This window comes from Neobacillus sp. PS3-12 (assembly GCF_030915385.1).
Classification (GTDB): Bacteria; Bacillota; Bacilli; order Bacillales; family Cytobacillaceae; genus JAEVLT01.
The window spans coordinates 2,701,713-2,724,622 of record NZ_CP133268.1 but is presented as its reverse complement, the minus strand read 5'-3'; the positions used below and the strand labels follow the sequence as shown (position 1 = coordinate 2,724,622).

The following is a 22,910-nucleotide window of genomic DNA, read 5'->3' as shown; positions in this document are numbered from 1 at the left end:
TTAAGCATTTTAGCGCCTGCTGTCTACGGTACAAATGAGTATTTATTTAAACAACAAAATATATTTTATAAGATATATTTATGTTTGTCAACAATCCATTATTTTACAGTTACAGTAGAAGGATCAACCTTTACGCCAGGTCCCATCGTTGAAGCAACAGTAACGTTCTTCATGTAAGTTCCTTTAGCTGCAGCAGGTTTTGCTTTTACCATTGTATCAAAAATAGTGTTGAAGTTTTCAACGAGCTTTTGATCTTCAAATGATGCTTTACCGATTGGTACATGGATATTTCCAGCTTTATCAACACGGTATTCTACTTTACCTGCTTTGATTTCATTTACAGCTCTTGTTACATCAAATGTAACAGTACCTGTTTTAGGGTTTGGCATTAAGCCTTTAGGTCCTAAAGTACGTCCTAATTTACCAACTTCACCCATCATGTCAGGTGTTGCTACGATTACATCAAATTCAAACCAGCCTTGTTGGATTTTGTTGATGTATTCTGAATCGCCTACATAATCTGCACCAGCAGCTTCAGCTTCCTTCACTTTTTCACCCTTAGCGAATACTAGCACGCGTTGAGTTTTACCAGTTCCGTTAGGAAGAACGACAGCACCGCGGATTTGTTGGTCAGCTTTCTTAGGATCTACCCCAAGACGGAAAGCAACTTCTAATGTAGCATCAAATTTTGCAAAGTTTGTTTTTTTCACAAGCTCGATTGCTTCTACAATTGGATAAGCTTTTGTGTGGTCGATAAGCTTTGCAGCCTCTACATACTTCTTACCTTTTTTAGCCATTTTAAAATTTCCTCCTTGATTGTGGTTTTAGCGAATTAATCTCCCACGAAAAAGGTTGCGATTAGTTTAATTAACATCGCAACCCCTCATCTTACAAAAAAAACAGTTTTACATGGATTAATCTTCGATAACGATTCCCATGCTGCGTGCAGTACCTTCAACCATGCGCATTGCTGCTTCAACGCTTGCTGCGTTAAGGTCAGGCATCTTTTGTTCCGCAATCTCGCGTACTTTATCACGCTTTACTGTTGCTACTTTATTACGGTTAGGCTGGCCTGAACCAGACTGGATTCCAGCTGCTACTTTTAAAAGAACGGCAGCAGGAGGAGTTTTCGTAATAAATGTAAATGAACGGTCTTCAAAAACCGTGATTTCAACAGGAATGATTAAACCAGCTTGATCTGCTGTACGTGCGTTGAATTCTTTACAGAAACCCATGATATTAACACCGGCTTGACCTAGTGCAGGACCAACTGGTGGTGCTGGATTAGCTTTACCAGCAGGAATTTGTAATTTAACAACCTTAATTACTTTTTTAGCCACGAGACACACCTCCTTAAAGTCCGTGATGTGGTAATAGGGGTTAACCCTCCCACTCATTCATTAGTCTTTATATAAAGATAAAGAGCTTGACAAAATGTCTTGTCAGAATATCGAGACATACTGACCTATGAAATATTAACATTTTTTAAGATTCATTTCAAGTTTTTTCGGAATGATAGTTTATATTTGTTTACATTTATGGTTTGGTTAGCTCTTTTTTTAAGATAATTTCTCTATTTGCGTGAAATCGAGCTCCACTGGTGTATCCCGACCGAACATATTAACCAAAACTTTGAGCTTAGCTTTATCTTTGTCCATTTCTTCAATTACTCCGGTAAAGTTGGCAAAAGGACCAGCTTTAACTTTCACTGTTTCACCAATCTCAAAATTGGCATCAAATCGTTTTTCCTCAACACCCATTCTTTTCAGAATAAAATTCACTTCTTCCGGTAGAAGCGGTGTTGGTTTAGAACCAGATCCAGCCGAGCCAACAAATCCCGTTACACCTGGAGTATTCCGGACAACATACCACGAATCATCTGTCATTATTATTTCAACCAAGACATATCCGGGGAAAACCTTTCTTTTTACTACTTTTTTCTTGCCATTTTTTTCTTCAGTTTCTTCTTCTTCCGGAACCACTACACGGAAAATCTTATCGGCCATCCCCATCGATTCCACGCGCTTTTCTAAATTGGCTTTCACCTTATTTTCGTAGCCGGAGTAAGTATGAACAACATACCAGTTCTTTTCCATTCAATAGGACTAATTCGTCCGTCCCTCCCTATTTTTACTTAATAGTAATAGTATAATTTTGGCTGTGTTGAAGGTCCTTGGTGATTTTCTAAACCTGTTGATTGGAGCGGAGGGCACTTGACTCCTGCGGGAGTACGTGGCTGGGGAGACCCCACAGGCGCTTTAGCACCGAGGAGGCTCACCGGCACGCCCGCGGAAAGCAAGTGCCCGGAGCGGAAATCAACAACCTAATTTAACACAGCCTGATTTTTTACAAATTAAAAAACCCGATAAACGGGTTTTTAGCTAAAATTTCCTCTAATATTGTCATTATACCATGAAATAGTATTTGTTATTCAAGAATTAACCGAATCAATTTTGAAATACCAAAATCTATTACCTCAAAAAACAAAGCAAAAAAGATAACAGTTGATAAAACTGTGATTGTATAACGAGTCAGTTCTTTACGTTTTGGCCAGCTGACTTTCCTCATTTCACGAGCAATATCACTGAAAAATTTCGTAATGCGCTGCATGCTGTACCCTCCAACTATGAATAGCTATCTATATCTATTAAAATTATTTTGTTTCACGGTGGACTGTTTGGGTTCCACACGTTTTACAAAATTTCTTCAATTCAAATCGCTCGGTTTGGTCCGCCTTTTTAGGGTAGGTATAATTCCTTGACCCACAATCAGCACAAGCTAGAATCGTTTTATTACTCATCCTTGACCCCTACTTTATACATGGATAATATCTTTAAAAATGTAACATGGACCTCTAATTAATGTCAATAGTCCATGGGAGCGGATTCATAAGATTGACAAAATTTCAAAGCGGAAGCGACCGTTTAGCGCACGACAGGACTGGAGCACATCGACTGAGATAAAGGAAACACGAAGAGCGTTAGCGATTCGATGTTGACTTATCGTAGGGAGATGGGCGAAGTACACAAGGCGCTGGTCCGCTTGCGCTAGACAGTTATCAAACTTCAAAGAACGCTAAAGCGAGAATTCACGAATCTCCAGATATCTCTCTAGTTTTCTTTTAACACGCTGCAGGGCATTATCGATCGATTTCACATGGCGATTGAGCTCTTCAGAAATTTCCTGGTACGACTGACCTTCTAAATAAAGAGACAGCACCTTACGTTCCAAGTCACTTAATAATTCAGACATTTTTACTTCAATATTATCAAACTCTTCTTGATTGATAATCAATTCCTCAGGGTCTAATACTTTTGCTCCAGACAAAACGTCCATTAAAGTTCGGTCAGATTCTTCATCATAAATAGGCTTGTCCAACGAAACGTAAGAATTTAAAGGAATATGTTTCTGCCTCGTTGCCGTTTTAATGGCTGTGATAATCTGTCTTGTAATGCATAATTCGGCAAAAGCCTTAAACGATGTGAGCTTGTCTTCTCGAAAATCACGGATTGCCTTGTATAGACCGATCATTCCTTCTTGTACAATATCCTCTTTATCTGCTCCAATTAAAAAATAAGATCTCGCTTTTGCCCGTACAAAGTTCCGATATTTATGAATTAAATAATCTAACGCTTCGCTTTCCCCTTTGTGTACCAATTCAACAACTTCTTCATCTTCCAGCGACGTGAATCGTGTATTATTTAGTGTAATGAAGTCCATCCTCACTAGGATCCCCCTCTACCGAACAAGCATAGTTAGAGTTATTATACAGCAGAAATTTCCAAATGGTCAACGCTTACCTCTCTCCCCGTCTCCATTTTTCAAAAATTTCTGCCACTTCACTGCTTATTGGAATCTTTGAAGCAGGTTTGTTCACCTGGATATTTTTAACATTTTTTTCAATTCTTTTTTCAAGTTCATTTACTTCTGTTAACAACTCGCGCGCCGATATCCTGAGTGCTCCTTGGCCAAATATAGCCCATTGCTCTGTGTAATCCGAGGTAGCTACATGAATTTGGGTCTTGCGGTTGCTTAATTGAATAGCCATTTTTTCAATCCGCTCATCAGCTGTTTCATTTTCCTTGGTAAAAATGACCTCAACCCTATGGTTTTTATATTTTTTTTCAATTCCTTGTACAAAGTAAGCATCAAAGACTACAATGACTCGGAAACCTGAATAGGCTTGTAACTCTGCCATTTTCGCAATTAATAAATCCCGAGCTTGAGCCAAATCCTTATCCTTTAATGCTTTTAGCTCGGGCCATGCACCAATAATGTTATAACCATCAACAATGAGTATGTCCATAGCTATCCCTCAAGCGGGTGGCGTTTTCGAAATACTTCATACATGAGCAAGGAAGCAGCTACTGAAGCGTTTAGTGATGTCACTTTTCCTACCATTGGAAGTTTAATTAAAAAGTCGCATTTATCTCTAATGAGCCTACCCATACCTTTCCCCTCATTGCCAATCACGAGACCGAGAGGAAGTGTTCCATCGAAGTGACGATAATCCTCTGTACCACTCGCATCTGTGCCAGCTATCCAAACACCAAGTTCCTTTAATTGATCAATGGTTCTTGCCATATTTGTAACACGAACAACCGGAATATATTCAATCGCTCCTGTAGAGGCTTTAGCAACGGTTGCTGTTAGGCCAACAGCCCTTCTTTTAGGAATAATAATTCCATGTGCACCTACCGCATCTGCTGTACGCATAATGGATCCAAGATTATGTGGGTCCTCTACTTCATCTAGCAAGAGGAAGAACGGCGGTTCCTCTCTTGCTTCTGCAGCAGCAAATAAATCATCCAGCTCAGCATATTGGTAAGCAGCTACATAAGCAAGGACACCTTGATGAATTCCATCGGTAATTTGGTCAAGCTTTTTCTTCGGTACAAATTGAACAAGGACGTTGCTCTCTTTAGCCAAACTCGTTATTTGCTGCATTTGTCCTCGCTGCGACCCTTCTGCAATTAAAATTTTATTGATATCCCGATTTGCCTTGAGAGCTTCAATGACGGGGTTTTTCCCAATAATAAATTCCTGTTCCTGATTCATTCTTTCACCCTCTTTCCTAGTTCTTCTACATATGAAAATGATAATGCAATCAGTTCTTCCAATCGTTCCTTTTGTTCCAGCAAATATAAATACCCCATTAATGCTTCAAACGCTGTACTATACCGATACGTTTGCACATCTGTATTTTTGGGAACTGTTGCTGATTTAGCATTTCTACCGCGCATGACAACCGCCATTTCTTCTTCAGTTAAACGCTCTTCATTCAACATTTGAAACAAAATGGCACACTGTGCTTTAGCCGAAACAAATTTTGTTCCCATGCGGTGCAATTGATTGGGCTTTACTTTACCGCTTTGAATTAGATGGCGTCTTACATAGGTTTCATAAATGGCATCACCCATGTAAGCAAGGGCAAGGCTATTCAATTGTTTTGGGTCCACATTATTTTCATAATGAAGCATTCATCTAGCCTCTTTTCCATCTTGTGCCTTGCGGCGTATCCTCTAAAATAATATTCATCTCTTTCAACTGGTCCCTAATTTGATCGGAGAGCTGGAAGTTACGATCTTTTCGAGCTTGATTACGTTTTTCAATAAGTGCATCAATATCAGCATCCATTAGTTCTTCTTTTTCAAAGGTTAAACCTAAAACATGGGAGAGCTCATCAAATACCTTTACAAACACATCAATGACGATAACAGCTGTATTTTTTTCCATCAAATAATAGTTCGCAAGTTTGGAAAGCTCAAACAAAACAGAAACCGCATTCGCTGTATTAAAGTCATCGTCCATTTCCTTGATAAATTGCTCTTTTAATCCCTCAATTTTATCAAACCATTCCTGATTATGATCTGTTAAATTTGTGCTTGCTTCCCTGCGGTGCTTTAGGTTTTGGTAGGATGTTGCTATTCTTTCGAATGCTGCCTTTGTACTCTCTAATAATTCTTCACTGTAATTGATTGGATTACGATAGTGAACAGATAACATAAAGAACCGCAGCACTTGTGGGTCGTGCTTTTTAATAATGTCATGAACGAGAACAAAATTCCCTAAGGACTTAGACATCTTTTCATTATCAATATTAATATAACCATTGTGCATCCAATAGTTAGCAAATGTTTTCCCTGATAAGGCTTCAGATTGGGCAATTTCATTTTCATGGTGCGGGAAAGCTAAATCCTGCCCGCCAGCATGAATGTCGATCGTTTCACCTAAGTATTTTTTTGCCATTGCTGAACATTCAATATGCCAGCCTGGCCGACCAATTCCCCAAGGGCTCTCCCAATAAATTTCCCCTTCCTTCGCAGCCTTCCATAAAGCAAAATCCAAACTATCTTGTTTCTTTTCCCCTACTTCAATGCGGGCACCAATTTGCAGTTCATCAATCGGCTGATGAGATAGTTTCCCATAATCTTTAAACCTTCTCGTTCGGAAATAAACATCTCCTTCAGATTCATAAGCATACCCTTTTTCAATTAACTTTGCGATAAACTCTATAATGATTTCCATATTTTCCATTACACGAGGATGTACATCAGCTGTTTTGCAGCCCAATGCGTGGACATCTTCAAAGTAAGCATTCACAAATCGATCAGCAATCGTTGGAACATCTTCTCCAAGCTCTTTTGCTGCCCGAATTAGTTTATCGTCCACATCTGTAAAATTGGAAACATATTGAACATCATAACCACGATACTCAAAGTAGCGGCGGACTGAATCAAAAACGATGGCAGGCCTTGCGTTCCCAATATGAATATAGTTATAGACCGTAGGTCCGCAAACATACATTTTTACTTTTCCTTCTTCAATTGGGACAAAGACTTCTTTTTTACGAGTTAACGTATTATATAGTTGTATGGTCATTTACTTTAACTCCTTCTTCTTTAACCTTTTTAAGCATTTGCCTTAGCTCACAAATTTCACTTTCCATCTCTCTTAGACGATCTGCGATTGGATCGGGTAAATCACTGTGATTTAAATCCCTGCTGATTTTCTTGCCATTTTGAATAACGACTCTTCCTGGAACACCGACAACCGTTGAATTTGGCGGAACGTCCTTTAACACAACAGAACCGCCGCCTACTTTTGAGTTTTCACCAATGGTAATGGAACCCAACACTTTAGCTCCAGTTGAGACAAGTACATTATCCTTTAAGGTTGGATGCCGTTTTCCTTTTTCTTTTCCTGTTCCACCTAGTGTTACCCCCTGATAAAGAGTAACATTATCACCAATTTCACACGTCTCACCTATGACTACTCCCATCCCATGGTCGATGAAAAAACGTCTGCCAATGATGGCACCCGGGTGGATTTCTATTCCAGTGAAAAAGCGATTTGCCTGGGAAATGACTCGAGCTAGAAAGTAAAATTTTCGTTTATAAAATGCATGGGCTATTCGGTGCGACCAAATGGCATGGAGACCGGAGTAGGTTAAGATCACTTCCAGATAACTTCGTGCTGCTGGATCTTGTTCAAAAATAACGTCTACGTCCTCCTTTAATCTTTTAAACATTACCCTGTTCCCCTTTTTCTTTAATTAAAATAGATTGAAAAAACTAAAAAAAGCGTCTCTGTCATAATGACAGAGACGCTTTAGGCGCGGTTCCACTCTGTTTAGACCAGGATTTTACTGGTCTCAACTTTAACCTTTTAACGGAAGGTTCCGCCCAAGTCTACATGAAAAGTCATTTCGAAATGGGACTCAGAGGTGCACTTCTAAAATAGATTGGCTTGAACCACTTTCAGCCGATGATGGTTCTCTCTTTAAAGCATCAATTTTATACTTTTCCTCTTCAACATTTTTGCGTATAGTGATTCTCTTATACTATATTATATTTTCCCGCTAATGTTAACCGATAAGTTTGTGAAGCCGTGCTTGAACTTTTTCTTTTCCTAACAGTTCAATTGTTTGATTAAGGTCTGGTCCATGCGTTTGACCTGTAACGGCTGAGCGAATTGGCATGAACAAGTTTTTCCCTTTTTGCCCTGTCGTTTTTTGAACAGTTTTTATAGCTGCTTTAATATTTTCTGCGATAAAGTCTTCCAGACCTGCAACCTCTTCTGAAAAAGCCTTTAAAACTTGGGGAACAGTTTCACCAGAAAGGATTGCCTTAGCTTCTTCTTCATATTCTGCTTCATCCTTAAAAAACATATCCGAAAGTTCCACAATTTCTGCTCCGAAGCTCATTTTTTCTTGGAATAGTGCAATTAATTTAATTGCCCACTCTCTTTCAGACTCGCTCATATCTGCAGGAACACGGCCAGCCTTTATTAACTGTGGTAAGGAGATTGCAACAATTTTATCAAGGTCAGCTTGTTTTACGTATTGATTATTCATCCACTCTAGCTTATGTTTATCAAAGACAGCTGGGGACTTAGAAAGACGATTTGCATCAAAAATCTTAATAAACTCTTCTTTTGAATAGATTTCTTCTTCTCCGCCCGGTGACCAACCTAAGAGTGTAATAAAGTTTAACAAAGCTTCAGGAAGATAACCTAATCCTTCATACTGCTCCATAAATTGAATAATCGATTCATCACGTTTACTGAGCTTTCTGTGATTTTCATTTACAATTAATGTCATATGGCCAAAAACTGGAATCTCCAGCCCTAATAAATCATAGACCATTAATTGTTTAGGTGTATTGGAAATATGGTCATCACCGCGAAGTACATGGGTAATTTTCATTAAATAATCATCGATTACTACCGCAAAGTTATAGGTTGGAATTCCGTCCTTTTTAACCACGACCCAATCACCGAAACCGTCGGATTCGAATGAGACAGAACCTTTAACAATATCATCAAATGAATATACTTTACCTGCAGGAACCTTAATGCGGATGCTTGGCATGCGTCCTTCCGCTTCCAGTGCAGCACGTTGCTCCTCTGTTAAGTGACGGCACTTACCGGAATAATGAGGTGTTTCTCCTCTAGCAACCTGCGCATCATGTTCAGCGGCTAATTCCTCTTCCGTGCAATAACATTTATAGGCATTTCCCTCGTTTAGGAGTTTTGTATAATATTCCCTATAGATATCGTTTCGTTCCGACTGCCTGTAAGGACCATATTCACCGCCGATATCTGGGCCTTCATCCCAATCCATTCCGAGCCATTTCAAATATTTAATTTGACTTTGCTCGCCGCCTTCGATATTTCTTTTTTGATCCGTATCCTCAATCCGAAGGATGAACTTGCCGCCTTTATTCCGCGCAAACAAGTAATTAAATAAAGCCGTACGGGCATTCCCAATATGTAAATGTCCGGTTGGACTTGGAGCGTACCTTACGCGAATTTCATTTGCCATTTATGATGCCTCCTGACAAAAAGCAAACCCTCCTTAAAAAGAAGTGAGTTGCTATTGACTCTATATTTTATCAATCCTGATTTATTTTACCATTGTGCAAGTAAACTTTAAAGATTATTCACCATGATTTATCGCTTGAAGCAAGACAACTGCCTGTGCAGCAATCCCTTCCCCTCTTCCAGTAAACCCTAATTTTTCAGTCGTTGTAGCTTTTACATTAATTTGCTCTGGTTCAGCTTCAAGGAGTTCGGCAATCCTTTTTTTCATTTGGTCAATATACGGTGCCATTTTTGGTTTTTGGGCGATGATCGTACAATCAGCATTCAGCAGTGTATATCCTTTCTCCTTTACCAGATCCCAGATATGCTTTAAAAGCAGAGCTGAATCTGCATTTTTAAACCTTGGATCAGTATCAGGGAAGTGCTTTCCGATATCCCCTTCACCAATTGCACCAATACAGGCGTCAGACACAGCATGCAACAAAACATCTGCATCTGAATGACCTAAAAGTCCTTGTTCATAGGGAATGGTAACCCCTCCAATAATTAAGGGCCGTCCTTCAGTCAATTGATGTACATCGAAGCCTTGTCCAATTCGAAACATAACGGCAACTCCTTTACTAATCTACGTTCTTTTTTAAAATTACATCTGCAAAGATAAGATCTTCTGGCGTAGTGAGTTTGATATTATCATAATCCCCTTCGACCATAGTAACAGAAACACCTAGGCGTTCTACTAGGCTGGCATCATCTGTGCCAATGAAATGGTCTCGTTCTGCTTTTTCGTAAGCTTTTATTAAAAGGGCAAAACGAAAAGCTTGTGGAGTTTGAACAATCCACAAGCTGGACCTTTCTACCGTTTCGGTTACAATCCCATTCTGAACCTTTTTCATCGTGTCTTTGGCAGGGACTCCAATTATGGCTGCATCTTTTGTTTCTGCAGTTTCCACAAGGAGGTGGATCTGTTCTTTTTTAATAAAAGGACGAGCCGCATCATGCACAAGAACAATCCCATCTTCACGAACGGTTTGAAGTGCGTGGTAAATACTATCCTGACGTTCTTTTCCCCCAGGAACCAATCCTTTTATCTTGGATATCTTGTATTTACGAATTAAAGTTTTAAATTCACTTTCATCTTCAGGATGAATAGCTAGAAAGATTCCTTCACAATCCTCATCGTTTTCAAAAACAAATAACGTATGAATCAAGATAGGAATTTGATTCAGTTCAATTAAGAGTTTGTTTTTCCCTGCTCCCATTCGTTTCCCTTGACCAGCTGCAGGGATAATGACCTGGTAAGTCATAATAATACCCCAATCTAATATCTAGCCCTTTTAAGGCATTTTCTATTTTACAACGCTTTTTCCAATAATTTTGGTTTTGCAAAAATCATTCTGCCTGCAGATGTTTGAAGGACACTTGTAACAAGCACATCGATTCGTTTACCGATATACTCTCTTCCTTCTTCTACGACAATCATTGTTCCATCATCCAAATAGGCAACACCTTGGTGATACTCTTTCCCGTCTTTAATCACTTGTACATTTAGTTCTTCACCAGGAAGAACTACCGGCTTAACCGCATTTGCTAAATCATTAATATTTAATACTGTGACCTTTTGTAGCTCACATACCTTATTTAAATTAAAATCATTCGTAACTAAAATTCCATTTGTCAATTTTGCCAACTTCACAAGTTTGCTGTCTACTTCTTGTATTTCTTCAAAATCGCCCTCATAAATCTCTACTTTAATCGAAAGCTCTTTTTGAATTCGATTTAAAATATCAAGACCCCTTCTGCCACGATTTCGTTTTAATACATCTGATGAATCTGCAATGTGCTGGAGTTCCTCAAGGACAAATTGCGGAATGACAATCGTGCCTTCAAGAAAGCCTGTTTGACAGATATCAGCAATACGTCCATCAATAATGACACTTGTATCCAATATTTTCAGCTGCTCGCTGACTGCCACATCACTTTCTTCTTCACCCGTTTTTTTCTTATCCCTTCGATTTGAAAATAGATTCAAAAGCTCGTCCCGTTTCTTAAAGCCAACCTGAAAACCAAAATAACCAAGTAACAGTGTAAGTAAAATAGGAGCAATTGTATTTAATAATGGGACTTTTATTGCATTTAAAGGTAATCCGATTAAAAAAGCCACCAATAGACCAAAGATTAATCCGACACTGCCAAACAGAATATCTGTTACAGGGACCTTTTCTAGTGAATCCTCTGCCCATCCAATAAATCCGATGACATAATCCACTGCCCAAAAAGTAATAAGATAAAAAATAATTGCACCTAAAATAGCTGAAACATACGAGTTATTAATGATTGGATTGTCACTAATCCTTACTAATGAAAATAAATCAGGAATTAACAGTATTCCAAGTGTCCCCCGGTTATTAGGAAACAAGCTTGAACGATACGTTTTAACATTCCTTCACCTCCTTCTATTCATTATAAACATAATCACAAAATTGAAACGTAAGATAATAGATATTTTTTTCATTTGTAACAGCAATGAAATATAATATATTTTCCAAAAAACAGTTGGTTTAAAAAGGTTGGTATTTCTACATATTTAAAGGTTAGCACCGGTAAAATATTGTGTCAACAAATGGAATTATTTCCATTTGTTTTTTTACATGTGCCGTTCTGTAACGAGCCGTTCTTTGATTAGCTTGAATCCCTCTTTAATTTTACGAGCTCTGACTTCCCCAATTCCTTCCACTTCATCTAATTCCTCAACTGAAGCAGCAACAATCTTTGGAAGTTCCCCAAAACGATTAATTAAATTTTCAATGATCACAAGTGGGAGACGGGGAATTTTATGAAGAATCCGATATCCGCGCGGGCACTTAAATTCATCAAGATGAACATAGCCCTGGTAACCCATTACTTTTAACAAACTAGCATCTTCTAATGGGTCAATATTAACCATCATTTGCAGTTTTAAAAATATATCTCGTGCCTTTACGTCCCGATCATATGCATAATCCTTAATGATTAGCTCTGCTGATTCTTCTAACTCTTTTAAGATCTCATTCATTTGTAGGCGTATCAGTCGTCCTTCCATTCCCAGTTCACTCAGATAGGCCAATAGCTCTTTTTTTATTTTTAAAACCATTTCAAAGCGACGAAGCACCTGCAAGAAATCAATATAGGTAACAGATTCCTCAAACTCCAAAACACTTAGATTAACCACGCCTTGTTCATAAACAATTTTATATTTCTCAAGCGTTTGAATCGCTTGATTTGCCTTTGCCAGCATCACAGCAATATCATTTAGCTCATAACGTAGATTCCCTTGATATAAGGTAATAATGTTCCTTCTTTGTGATATTGCGATGACAAGTGCTTTTGTTTGTTTTGCCACCCTCTCAGCTGTCCGATGACGCATCCCCGTTTCAGATGATGGTACTCCTGGGTCTGGAGCAAGATGGGCATTCGCATATAATATTTTATTGCCCAATTCATTCAAAATGATAGCTCCATCCATTTTTGCCAATTCATATAAATAGCTGGGCGTAAAAGAACAGTTGATTTCAAATCCGCCATCTACGATACTTCTCACTTTTTCATTGTAGCCCACGACAATGAGTCCGCCAGTATTTGCCCTCAATACATTATCAATTCCCTCGCGAATGGGAGTGCCAGGAGCAATAAACTTTAGTACCTCCATCACCGTTTGCTCACTCGACCGTTTATTGTCCATTCACTATCCTCCTAAAGTTGCCACTAATGCCTCACTCACAGATGAAACGCCGATTAACTCAATTCCCTGTGGACCCTTCCATCCGCCTAAGTTGTTGGCAGGCAGGATCACTCGTTCAAAACCAAGTTTAGCTGCTTCCTGAACACGCTGTTCAATTCTCGAGACACGTCTAACTTCTCCAGTCAATCCGACTTCTCCAATAACGCAGTCTGTCGGTCTTGTCGATTTATCACGGAAGCTTGAGGCAATGCTGACGGCAATGGCAAGGTCAATGGCAGGTTCATCTAACTTTACCCGCCGGCTACCTTCAAATAAGCGTCTTGGTTTTGCAAAAGCATACCAACCCGCTTTTCCAATACCGCCATCAAGAGTGGTACCCTGTTATGATCAATACCCGTCGCCATCCTTCTTGGATTTCCAAAACTGGTAGGCGAAATCAATGCTTGAATTTCTACTAAAACAGGTCTTGTTCCCTCCATGGAGGCACAAACGGTAGAGCCAGCAGCCCCCCGAGATCTTTCCTCAAGAAAAATTTCCGATGGATTTTCGACTTCTTCAAGACCCATTTCTTTCATTTCAAAAATTCCCATTTCATTTGTTGACCCGAACCGGCTTTTAACCGCTCTTAAAATCCGATATGTATGATGTCGTTCTCCTTCAAAGTAAAGGACAGTATCAACCATATGTTCAAGCAATCGTGGTCCTGCGATCGAGCCCTCCTTTGTAACGTGGCCCACGATAAAGACAGCAATTCCTTTTGTTTTTCCAATCCTCATTAATTCTGCGGTACACTCCCGAACCTGTGACACACTTCCCGGGGCAGAAGTAACATCTGGATGAAAAATCGTTTGGATGGAATCAATAATAACAAAGTCAGGATTTGTCCCATCAATTGTTCGATTAATTTCCTCGAGATTTGTTTCTGAATAAACAAGGAGATTTTCTGACATTACGCCAAGTCTGTCAGCCCGAAGCTTTGTCTGCCGTAATGATTCTTCCCCTGAAATATATAATACCTGGTTACCTTTATGCGCCAACTGGGAAGAAACCTGCAGTAAAAGAGTTGACTTTCCAATACCAGGGTCACCGCCAATTAGAACAAGGGAACCTCTGACTACACCTCCCCCCAGAACTCGATTAAGTTCTTTGAGGTCAGTAAGAATTCGCGGTTCACTGGCCGTTTCAATCGACGTGATTGGAGTCGGCTTGGATGCAATCATTGGACCTCCCTGCGAATGAGCAAAGGCCCCTCTTCGAGATGTTCCCGTTACTTCTACTTCCTCCACCATTTTATTCCATACGCCGCAGCCAGGGCATTTTCCCATCCATTTTGGAGACTCATAGCCGCACTCTTGGCATATAAACTTTGTCTTCCTTTTTGCCATTGTTCCCACCTCCCCCTACGAGATTTTCCATTAAAAAAAGAGGTACACGATTAACGTTATTTACGTGTACCTCCATTCATTTTTCCAAAAACCTATTTTGCCAGGCTGGTTTTTTCGGCCGTTCTTACTTTAAATTCATCATCTACTACATCAATGATAACATGCTGCCCTGTTAGCAATGTACCCCTTAGTAATTCTTCAGAAAGGCGATCTTCAATATGTTTTTGAATCGCACGGCGCAATGGACGTGCCCCATATTCAGGATCATAACCTTCTTTTGAAATTTTTTCTTTAGCTGACTCGGTTAATTCCAAGGCGATATCTTGTTCTTTTAGGCGTTTTACCAACTGATCTGACAACAATGTTACAATTTCCTGAAGATGCTTTTTCTCTAAAGCATGGAAAACAATTATTTCATCAATACGGTTTAAGAATTCAGGACGGAAGGCCTTCTTCAATTCTTCCATGACTTTACCCTTCATATCTTTGTAATCCTGATCCGTGCTATCTTGAATGTTAAAGCCTACATACTTGTTCTTCTTCAGTGCCTGTGCACCAACATTGGATGTCATGATCAACACTGTGTTACGGAAGTCAACGGTTCTTCCTTTTGAGTCCGTTAAGCGTCCATCTTCAAGAACCTGCAAGAGGATATTAAACACATCTGGATGTGCCTTTTCAATTTCATCAAGCAAGATAACAGAGTAAGGTTTTCTACGCACTTTTTCTGTTAATTGTCCGCCTTCCTCATAACCTACATATCCTGGAGGCGATCCTACAAGTCTGGATGTTGAATGCTTTTCCATATATTCAGACATATCGATCCGAATCATTGCATCCTCATCACCGAACATGGCTTCTGCAAGTGCACGAGCCAGCTCTGTTTTTCCTACCCCTGTTGGTCCTAAAAATACAAATGAACCAATTGGACGTTTTGGATCTTTTAATCCAGCACGGGCACGGCGGACTGCTTTTGATACCGCCTTAACAGCTTCTTCTTGACCAATAACCCGAGAATGAAGGATTTCTTCAAGATTCAATAGTTTCTCTGTTTCAGTTTGTGCCAGCTTGGATACTGGAATACCCGTCCAACTGGAAACGACACTGGCAATATCCTCAACGGTAACTTCACTGTTCTCTTTGCCTTGCTGTGCCTTCCAATTTTTCTTCGTTTCTTCCAGCTGTTCACGCAGGCGCTGCTCTGTATCCCTTAAAGAGGCAGCTTTTTCAAATTCCTGACTCTGTACGGATGCATCCTTTTCCTTGCGAACTTCCTCAAGCTTAATTTCCAATTCCTTTAAATTAGGCGGTGTTGTATAGGAACGAAGACGTACTTTCGAACCTGCCTCATCAATTAAGTCAATGGCTTTATCCGGCAAGAACCGATCGGAAATATAACGATCTGAAAGCTTGACAGCTGCGTCAATTGCAGCATCGTTGATTGAAACACGGTGGTGTGCTTCATAGCGATCTCTTAAACCCTTTAATATTTGAATGGACTCTTCCAGTGTTGGTTCATCGACACGGATTGGCTGGAAGCGTCGCTCTAAAGCAGCATCTTTTTCGATATATTTACGATATTCATCAAGAGTCGTGGCCCCAATACACTGCAATTCTCCACGGGCAAGTGATGGTTTTAAGATATTAGAAGCATCGATCGCACCTTCTGCTCCACCGGCACCAATTAAAGTGTGAAGCTCATCAATGAATAAAATAATATTTCCTGCCTGGCGAATTTCATCCATTACTTTCTTTAAGCGGTCTTCAAATTCACCACGGTATTTTGTACCCGCTACGACAGTTCCCATATCAAGCGTCATCACACGCTTATCACGGAGAATCTCGGGCACTTCATTATGAACAATTTGCTGGGCAAGGCCTTCGGCAATTGCTGTTTTACCAACTCCAGGCTCACCAATCAATACTGGGTTATTTTTTGTTCGGCGGCTCAAGACTTCAATGACACGTTGAATCTCTTTGCTTCGTCCAATAACCGGATCAAGTGTACCCTCTCTGGCAATTGCTGTTAAGTCTCTTGCTAGGCTATCTAGGGTAGGCGTGTTGGCATTGGTTGATGCTCCCCCTTGATGCCCGCTTGACTCATTGCTTCCTAATAATTGAAGTACTTGCTGACGTGCCTTATTGAGGCTGACACCCAGGTTATTTAAAACTCTTGCGGCAACTCCTTCACCTTCGCGAATTAAACCAAGCAGAATATGCTCTGTCCCAACGTAAGAGTGACCAAGTTTTCTAGCTTCGTCCATTGATAGTTCAATAACCTTTTTTGCTCTTGGAGTATAATGAATGGTCTGCGTTGACTCTTGGCCTTTCCCAATTAAGTTTTCAACTTCCTGTTGAATCTTTTCTGCACCTAAACCAAGCCCAAACAATGCCTTTGCTGCAATCCCTTCGCCTTCGCGAACTAAACCTAATAAAATATGCTCTGTTCCAATATTATTATGTCCTATACGAATTGCTTCCTCTTGTGCTAAAGCCAAAACCTTTTGTGCTCTCTCAGTAAATCGGCCAAACATCATCGTCTATTCCTCCTCGCCTTTTCTCTTTTCCATTTTGAGACGTTCCCTAATAAGTGCTGCTCTTCTAATATCCCGTTCATTTGGCCTTAATGGACCACCGGCATACTGCTGTAAAAAGCCTGGCTGCGTTAAGATCATTAATTCATTTAAAATATTTTTAGAAATATTTTTAATATAACCCATATCAATTCCTAGCCGAACATCTGATAAACATCGTGCTGCTTCTTTTGATTCAATAATTCGGCAATTTCCCAAAGTTCCCAAGGACCGAAACACCCTATCTTCTAATTCTATGTTAGAAGTCTTTCGTAATGCTTCTCGGGCAGACCTTTCTTGGGAAATCAATTGATGTACCACACTCTTCAAATCTTCAACAATGTCATACTCGGATTTTCCAAGGGTGATTTGATTAGAAATTTGAAAAAGGTTACCTAATGCTTCGCTACCTTCCCCATAAATTCCTCTAACAACTAATCCTAATTGGTTAATTGCCGGTATAATTCGATTAATTTGCTGTGTTAAAATTAATCCTGGAAGATGCATCATAACGGAAGCACGGAGACCTGTTCCTACATTCGTTGGACAACTTGTTAAATATCCACACTTCTCAGAAAATGCAAATTGGGTATTTCCTTCAAGCCAATCATCAACCTCGTTGGCAGCGTTAAGTGCTTCTGATAATTGCAAACCCGGGAAAAGGCACTGGATGCGAACATGGTCCTCTTCATTAATCATAATACTGACTTCTTCATTTTCAGTTAACAAGCAAGCGCCATATGGGGATTCTTCTGAAAGCTGCGGGCTGATCAAGTGCTTTTCAACCAATACCCGTTTTTGCAGCGGCTGCATTTCTTCTATTTTTAATAATTCCATTGATCCATACTGATTAAATTCGGAAGAGAAAATTATATCTTCCATCTTCCTAACAATCTCTCTAGCTTCTTCTGGTGTAAACAAAGTAGGAAATTTATAATCTTCAAAGTTTCGAGCTAACCGAATCCGAGAAGCTTAGTACAATATCAGAATCCGGTCCTTCCTTACTCATCCAAGGGCTAATCGCATTATTTAAAAACTGCTCTAATGACACGTTATTTCCCTCCCTCTTGGTTTTCCGTTAAATCCTGTTCAAGGGAACGAATTTCGTCTCTAAGGTATGCTGCTTTTTCAAATTCCTCCTGGATAATTGAATTTTTCAGCTCACTTTTTAAATCTTCAATTCTCTTTCTTAATTGAATTCCCCCGCCACTACGCTTTGGAATTTTACCGTTATGGGTCCAATTACCACTGTGCAAGCGTTTCAGTACAGGTTTCAATTCATCTTTAAAAGTATCATAGCAGTGAGAACATCCAATACGTCCTATTTTTACGAACTGAGGAAACGTCATTCCACAGCGATCACATTGAAGGATTTCCTCTCGCTGAAATGTATTTTTGTTTTTTTGCTTAAACGAAGTATCAATGTTTAGAAGCCCAGCTAATAGGTTATTGAAAGTAAAACCAGATTCCCCACTGAACATAAACATTTCGCCTTTTTCTTGTGCACACTTCTCACAAAGGTGTACCTCGGTTTTTTCACCATTGATAATTTTTGTGAAATGCAGTGTAGCCGGCCTTTGATTACATTCTTGGCAAATCATAAATTCACCTCTCCTGCTGCTTTATTTATATCGTAAAGAAGTTAACATTGCCTTTAGCATTCTTGAGCGTAATTCATCACGGTATGGAAGATCAATATATAAAACAGATCGGTCAATCACACTTAACATAATTTTTGCTTCTCGGTTTGTGATGATCTCCTCATGGACAAGTCTGTATATTATATCTTCGGCACTTGATTGACTTATCCTGTTTTGTAAAAGTGACAATAAATGGTCGATTAGGTGTGCGGCATCATGAGATTCAACTTTCATAATCCGAATATATCCGCCGCCGCCACGCTTGCTTTCTACAATGTATCCTCTTTCTACGGTAAACCTTGTGTTAATGACGTAATTTATTTGTGATGGTACGCATTGGAACTTGTCTGCAACTTCACTGCGTTTGATTTCAACGAGGTCCTCTTCGCTCAATTCTAAAACATGCTTTAAGTAGCTTTCTATTATATCGGAGATGTTTCTCATCTAACCACCCCCCAATCTGACTTTGACTATATTTGACATAAATTATACATGAAGTATATGTTTAGTTGCAACGAAATGCTACTGTAATATTTTCTCCAAATCTCGCCATTGTGAAACATTAATTTTTTCAATCTTTTTAACTCTTTAATGAGAAAAAATAAAAGATCGTGGGGAAACGTCTATTTTTCCGAATATATCATCTAGAAATTAAAGATAGTTTTAGATACGGATAACTGACTAAAGGTTACGGATATATGAGAGATTTGTTCGGAAAAGGTGGGGTGAGTTCCGAATATATCGGGGAGTTCAGATAAAAGATGATAAGTTACGGATATATCAAGAAATGTTCGGATATAAGTGCAAAGTTTACGGATATATCGGGGAGTTCAGAAAAAGGTTGTAAGTTTACGGATATATCAAGAAATGTTCGGATATAAGTGCAAAGTTTACGGATATATCGGGGAGTTCAGAAAAAGGTTGTAAGTTTGCGGATATATCAAGAAATGTTCGGATATAAGTGCAAAGTTTACGGATATATCGGAGAGTTCAGAAAAAGGTTGTAAGTTTGCGGATATATCAAGAAATGTTCGGATATAAGTGCAAAGTTTACGGATATAATATCGTATCAAACAACTATAGACCGTTATGCAAAATTGTATCTTATTATACAAAAAGACAACCCATCAGGTTGTCTTCTTTGTGCCTGGCAACGTCCTACTCTCACAGGGACTTTCGTCCCAACTACCATCGGCGCTGAGAAGCTTAACTTCCGTGTTCGGTATGGGAACGGGTGTGACCTTCTCGCCATTATTACCAGACTTATTGAATTGAGGTTTATTCCCTCAAAACTAGATAATCAGAAGAAGTGTAAAGAACGAATAATCATTACTATTGGTTAAGTCCTCGATCGATTAGTATCAGTCAGCTCCACACGTCACCGCGCTTCCACCTCTGACCTATCAACCTGATCATCTTTCAGGGATCTTACTAGCTTGACGCTATGGGAAATCTCATCTCGAGGGGGGCTTCATGCTTAGATGCTTTCAGCACTTATCCCGTCCGCACATAGCTACCCAGCGATGCCTTTGGCAAGACAACTGGTACACCAGCGGTGCGTCCATCCCGGTCCTCTCGTACTAAGGACAGCTCCTCTCAAATTTCCTGCGCCCACGACGGATAGGGACCGAACTGTCTCACGACGTTCTGAACCCAGCTCGCGTACCGCTTTAATGGGCGAACAGCCCAACCCTTGGGACCGACTACAGCCCCAGGATGCGATGAGCCGACATCGAGGTGCCAAACCTCCCCGTCGATGTGGACTCTTGGGGGAGATAAGCCTGTTATCCCCAGGGTAGCTTTTATCCGTTGAGCGATGGCCCTTCCATGCGGAACCACCGGATCACTAAGCCCGACTTTCGTCCCTGCTCGACTTGTAGGTCTCGCAGTCAAGCTCCCTTGTGCCTTTACACTCTGCGAATGATTTCCAACCATTCTGAGGGAACCTTTGGGCGCCTCCGTTACTCTTTAGGAGGCGACCGCCCCAGTCAAACTGCCCACCTGACACTGTCTCCCACCCCGATAAGGGGTGCGGGTTAGAATTTCAATACAGCCAGGGTAGTATCCCACCAATGCCTCCACCGAAGCTGGCGCTCCGGCTTCAAAGGCTCCTACCTATCCTGTACAAGCTGTACCAAAATTCAATATCAGGCTACAGTAAAGCTCCATGGGGTCTTTCCGTCCTGTCGCGGGTAACCTGCATCTTCACAGGTACTATAATTTCACCGAGTCTCTCGTTGAGACAGTGTCCAGATCGTTACGCCTTTCGTGCGGGTCGGAACTTACCCGACAAGGAATTTCGCTACCTTAGGACCGTTATAGTTACGGCCGCCGTTTACTGGGGCTTCGATTCAGAGCTTCGCTTGCGCTAACCCCTCCTCTTAACCTTCCAGCACCGGGCAGGCGTCAGCCCCTATACTTCGCCTTGCGGCTTCGCAGAGACCTGTGTTTTTGCTAAACAGTCGCCTGGACCTATTCACTGCGGCTCTTCAGGGCGATTAACCCCAAAGAGCACCCCTTCTCCCGAAGTTACGGGGTCATTTTGCCGAGTTCCTTAACGAGAGTTCTCTCGCTCACCTTAGGATTCTCTCCTCGCCTACCTGTGTCGGTTTGCGGTACGGGCACCTTTTATCTCGCTAGAGGCTTTTCTTGGCAGTGTGGAATCAGGAACTTCGGTACTATATTTCCCTCGGCATCACAGCTCAGCCTTTGCGGTGAACGGATTTTCCTATTCACCAGCCTAACTGCTTACACGCACATATCCAGCAGTGCGCTTACCCTATCCTCCTGCGTCCCCCCGTTGCTCAAACGATAAAGAGGTGGTACAGGAATATCAACCTGTTATCCATCGCCTACGCCTTTCGGCCTCGGCTTAGGTCCCGACTAACCCTGAGCGGACGAGCCTTCCTCAGGAAACCTTAGGCATTCGGTGGATGAGATTCTCACTCATCTTTCGCTACTCATACCGGCATTCTCACTTCTAAGCGCTCCACCAGTCCTTACGGTCTAGCTTCAACGCCCTTAGAACGCTCTCCTACCGCGGACACCTAATGGTGTCCACCCACAGCTTCGGTGATACGTTTAGCCCCGGTACATTTTCGGCGCAGAGTCACTCGACCAGTGAGCTATTACGCACTCTTTAAATGGTGGCTGCTTCTGAGCCAACATCCTGGTTGTCTAAGCAACTCCACATCCTTTTCCACTTAACGTATACTTTGGGACCTTAGCTGGTGGTCTGGGCTGTTTCCCTTTTGACTACGGATCTTATCACTCGCAGTCTGACTCCCACGGATAAGTCTTTGGCATTCGGAGTTTGTCTGAATTCGGTAACCCGATGAGGGCCCCTAGTCCAAACAGTGCTCTACCTCCAAGACTCTTACAACGTGAGGCTAGCCCTAAAGCTATTTCGGAGAGAACCAGCTATCTCCAAGTTCGATTGGAATTTCTCCGCTACCCACACCTCATCCGCGCACTTTTCAACGTGCGTCGGTTCGGGCCTCCAGTAGGTGTTACCCTACCTTCACCCTGGACATGGGTAGATCACCTGGTTTCGGGTCTACGACCACATACTAAAATCGCCCTATTCAGACTCGCTTTCGCTGCGGCTCCGTTTCATCAACTTAACCTTGCATGGGATCGTAACTCGCCGGTTATTCTACAAAAGGCACGCCATTACCCATAAAAGGGCTTTGACTACTTGTAGGCACACGGTTTCAGGAACTGTTTCACTCCCCTTCCGGGTGCTTTTCACCTTTCCCTCACGGTACTGGTTCACTATCGGTCACTAGGGAGTATTTAGCCTTGGGAGATGGTCCTCCCAGCTTCCGACCGGATTTCACGTGTCCGGCCGTACTCAGGATCCACTCAGGAGGGAACGAAGTTTCAACTACAGGGTTTTTACCTTCTATGACGGACCTTTCCAGATCGCTTCATTTACCCCGTTCCTTTGTAACTCCATGTAGAGTGTCCTACAACCCCGAAAGGCAAGCCTTTCGGTTTGGGCTGTTCCCATTTCGCTCGCCGCTACTTAGGGAATCGCAATTGCTTTCTCTTCCTCCGGGTACTTAGATGTTTCAGTTCCCCGGGTCTGCCTTCATTATCCTATGTATTCAGATAAAGATACTACTCCATTACGAGCAGTGGGTTCCCCCATTCGGAAATCTCCGGATCAAAGCTTACTTACAGCTCCCCGAAGCATATCGGTGTTAGTACCGTCCTTCATCGGCTCCTAGTGCCAAGGCATCCACCGTGCGCCCTTTCTAACTTAACC

General features: G+C 41.1%; 18 protein-coding genes, 2 rRNA genes, 3 pseudogenes and 2 other annotated features (1 of these 25 only partly in view). All 23 genes and pseudogenes read right to left on the bottom strand.

What is annotated here, in order from left to right; translation table 11 throughout:
* Positions 1 to 47: a sequence feature (ribosomal protein L10 leader region), on the bottom strand (it extends 94 nt beyond the left edge of the window).
* Positions 48 to 98: 51 nt separating this feature from the next.
* Positions 99 to 797 (bottom strand): 50S ribosomal protein L1, encoded by a 699-nt coding sequence (rplA, locus tag RCG17_RS13805; protein ID WP_308175651.1) that lies wholly within the window; start codon positions 795 to 797, stop codon positions 99 to 101.
* Between the two features lie 117 nt (positions 798 to 914).
* Complete coding sequence (rplK, locus tag RCG17_RS13800; RefSeq protein ID WP_042453928.1) at positions 915 to 1,340, bottom strand: 50S ribosomal protein L11; 426 nt, start codon at positions 1,338 to 1,340, stop codon at positions 915 to 917.
* Between the two features lie 219 nt (positions 1,341 to 1,559).
* Complete coding sequence (nusG, locus tag RCG17_RS13795) at positions 1,560 to 2,096, bottom strand: transcription termination/antitermination protein NusG (protein ID WP_308175650.1); 537 nt, start codon at positions 2,094 to 2,096, stop codon at positions 1,560 to 1,562.
* Between the two features lie 331 nt (positions 2,097 to 2,427).
* Positions 2,428 to 2,610 (bottom strand): preprotein translocase subunit SecE, encoded by a 183-nt coding sequence (gene secE, locus RCG17_RS13790; protein ID WP_308175649.1) that lies wholly within the window; start codon positions 2,608 to 2,610, stop codon positions 2,428 to 2,430.
* Between the two features lie 43 nt (positions 2,611 to 2,653).
* A complete protein-coding gene (gene rpmG / locus RCG17_RS13785; protein ID WP_308175648.1) occupies positions 2,654 to 2,800 on the bottom strand; it encodes a 50S ribosomal protein L33 in 147 nt (48 codons plus the stop codon).
* Positions 2,801 to 3,075: 275 nt separating this feature from the next.
* Positions 3,076 to 3,726 (bottom strand): RNA polymerase sporulation sigma factor SigH, encoded by a 651-nt coding sequence (gene sigH / locus RCG17_RS13780; RefSeq protein WP_374120931.1) that lies wholly within the window; start codon positions 3,724 to 3,726, stop codon positions 3,076 to 3,078.
* A 70-nt stretch (positions 3,727 to 3,796) separates the two neighbouring features.
* On the bottom strand, positions 3,797 to 4,306 hold the full coding sequence (locus tag RCG17_RS13775) for an NYN domain-containing protein (protein WP_308175646.1): 510 nt from the start codon (positions 4,304 to 4,306) through the stop codon (positions 3,797 to 3,799).
* Positions 4,307 to 4,308: 2 nt separating this feature from the next.
* Positions 4,309 to 5,058 (bottom strand): 23S rRNA (guanosine(2251)-2'-O)-methyltransferase RlmB, encoded by a 750-nt coding sequence (rlmB, locus tag RCG17_RS13770; protein ID WP_308175645.1) that lies wholly within the window; start codon positions 5,056 to 5,058, stop codon positions 4,309 to 4,311.
* Complete coding sequence (locus tag RCG17_RS13765) at positions 5,055 to 5,480, bottom strand: Mini-ribonuclease 3 (RefSeq protein WP_308175644.1); 426 nt, start codon at positions 5,478 to 5,480, stop codon at positions 5,055 to 5,057. Before RCG17_RS13765 ends, rlmB begins: the two co-directional genes overlap by 4 nt.
* Positions 5,481 to 5,484: 4 nt before the next feature.
* Entirely contained in the window at positions 5,485 to 6,882 is a 1,398-nt protein-coding gene (cysS, locus tag RCG17_RS13760; RefSeq protein WP_308175643.1) for a cysteine--tRNA ligase, read from the bottom strand.
* Positions 6,863 to 7,531: a serine O-acetyltransferase gene (gene cysE / locus RCG17_RS13755; protein ID WP_308175642.1), complete on the bottom strand. Its 669-nt coding sequence runs from the start codon at positions 7,529 to 7,531 to the stop codon at positions 6,863 to 6,865. Before cysE ends, cysS begins: the two co-directional genes overlap by 20 nt.
* 68 nt (positions 7,532 to 7,599) lie before the next feature.
* Positions 7,600 to 7,824, bottom strand: a binding site (T-box leader).
* 43 nt (positions 7,825 to 7,867) lie between these two features.
* Positions 7,868 to 9,325: a glutamate--tRNA ligase gene (gene gltX, locus RCG17_RS13750; RefSeq protein ID WP_308175641.1), complete on the bottom strand. Its 1,458-nt coding sequence runs from the start codon at positions 9,323 to 9,325 to the stop codon at positions 7,868 to 7,870.
* A gap of 114 nt (positions 9,326 to 9,439) precedes the next feature.
* A complete protein-coding gene (gene ispF / locus RCG17_RS13745) occupies positions 9,440 to 9,928 on the bottom strand; it encodes a 2-C-methyl-D-erythritol 2,4-cyclodiphosphate synthase (RefSeq protein WP_308175640.1) in 489 nt (162 codons plus the stop codon).
* Between the two features lie 16 nt (positions 9,929 to 9,944).
* The gene (gene ispD, locus RCG17_RS13740) at positions 9,945 to 10,628 is read right to left on the bottom strand and encodes a 2-C-methyl-D-erythritol 4-phosphate cytidylyltransferase (protein ID WP_308175639.1); all 684 of its coding nucleotides are present in this window, start codon (positions 10,626 to 10,628) and stop codon (positions 9,945 to 9,947) included.
* A 47-nt stretch (positions 10,629 to 10,675) separates the two neighbouring features.
* Positions 10,676 to 11,763, bottom strand: a pseudogene (locus RCG17_RS13735) (PIN/TRAM domain-containing protein).
* Between the two features lie 205 nt (positions 11,764 to 11,968).
* A complete protein-coding gene (gene disA / locus RCG17_RS13730) occupies positions 11,969 to 13,042 on the bottom strand; it encodes a DNA integrity scanning diadenylate cyclase DisA (RefSeq protein ID WP_308175638.1) in 1,074 nt (357 codons plus the stop codon).
* Positions 13,043 to 13,045: 3 nt separating this feature from the next.
* Positions 13,046 to 14,427 (bottom strand): annotated as a pseudogene (radA, locus tag RCG17_RS13725) (DNA repair protein RadA).
* Between the two features lie 92 nt (positions 14,428 to 14,519).
* Positions 14,520 to 16,964: an ATP-dependent protease ATP-binding subunit ClpC gene (clpC, locus tag RCG17_RS13720; protein ID WP_308175637.1), complete on the bottom strand. Its 2,445-nt coding sequence runs from the start codon at positions 16,962 to 16,964 to the stop codon at positions 14,520 to 14,522.
* A 3-nt stretch (positions 16,965 to 16,967) separates the two neighbouring features.
* Positions 16,968 to 18,051 (bottom strand): annotated as a pseudogene (locus RCG17_RS13715) (protein arginine kinase).
* Position 18,052: 1 nt separating this feature from the next.
* Positions 18,053 to 18,601 carry a protein-arginine kinase activator protein McsA gene (locus RCG17_RS13710; RefSeq protein ID WP_308175636.1) on the bottom strand — a complete coding sequence of 183 codons (549 nt, stop codon included), beginning with the start codon at positions 18,599 to 18,601 and terminating at the stop codon, positions 18,053 to 18,055.
* 21 nt (positions 18,602 to 18,622) lie between these two features.
* The gene (locus tag RCG17_RS13705) at positions 18,623 to 19,084 is read right to left on the bottom strand and encodes a CtsR family transcriptional regulator (protein ID WP_308175635.1); all 462 of its coding nucleotides are present in this window, start codon (positions 19,082 to 19,084) and stop codon (positions 18,623 to 18,625) included.
* Between the two features lie 701 nt (positions 19,085 to 19,785).
* A 5S ribosomal RNA gene (rrf, locus tag RCG17_RS13700) occupies positions 19,786 to 19,902 on the bottom strand.
* Positions 19,903 to 19,975: 73 nt separating this feature from the next.
* Positions 19,976 to 22,910, bottom strand: a 23S ribosomal RNA gene (locus RCG17_RS13695).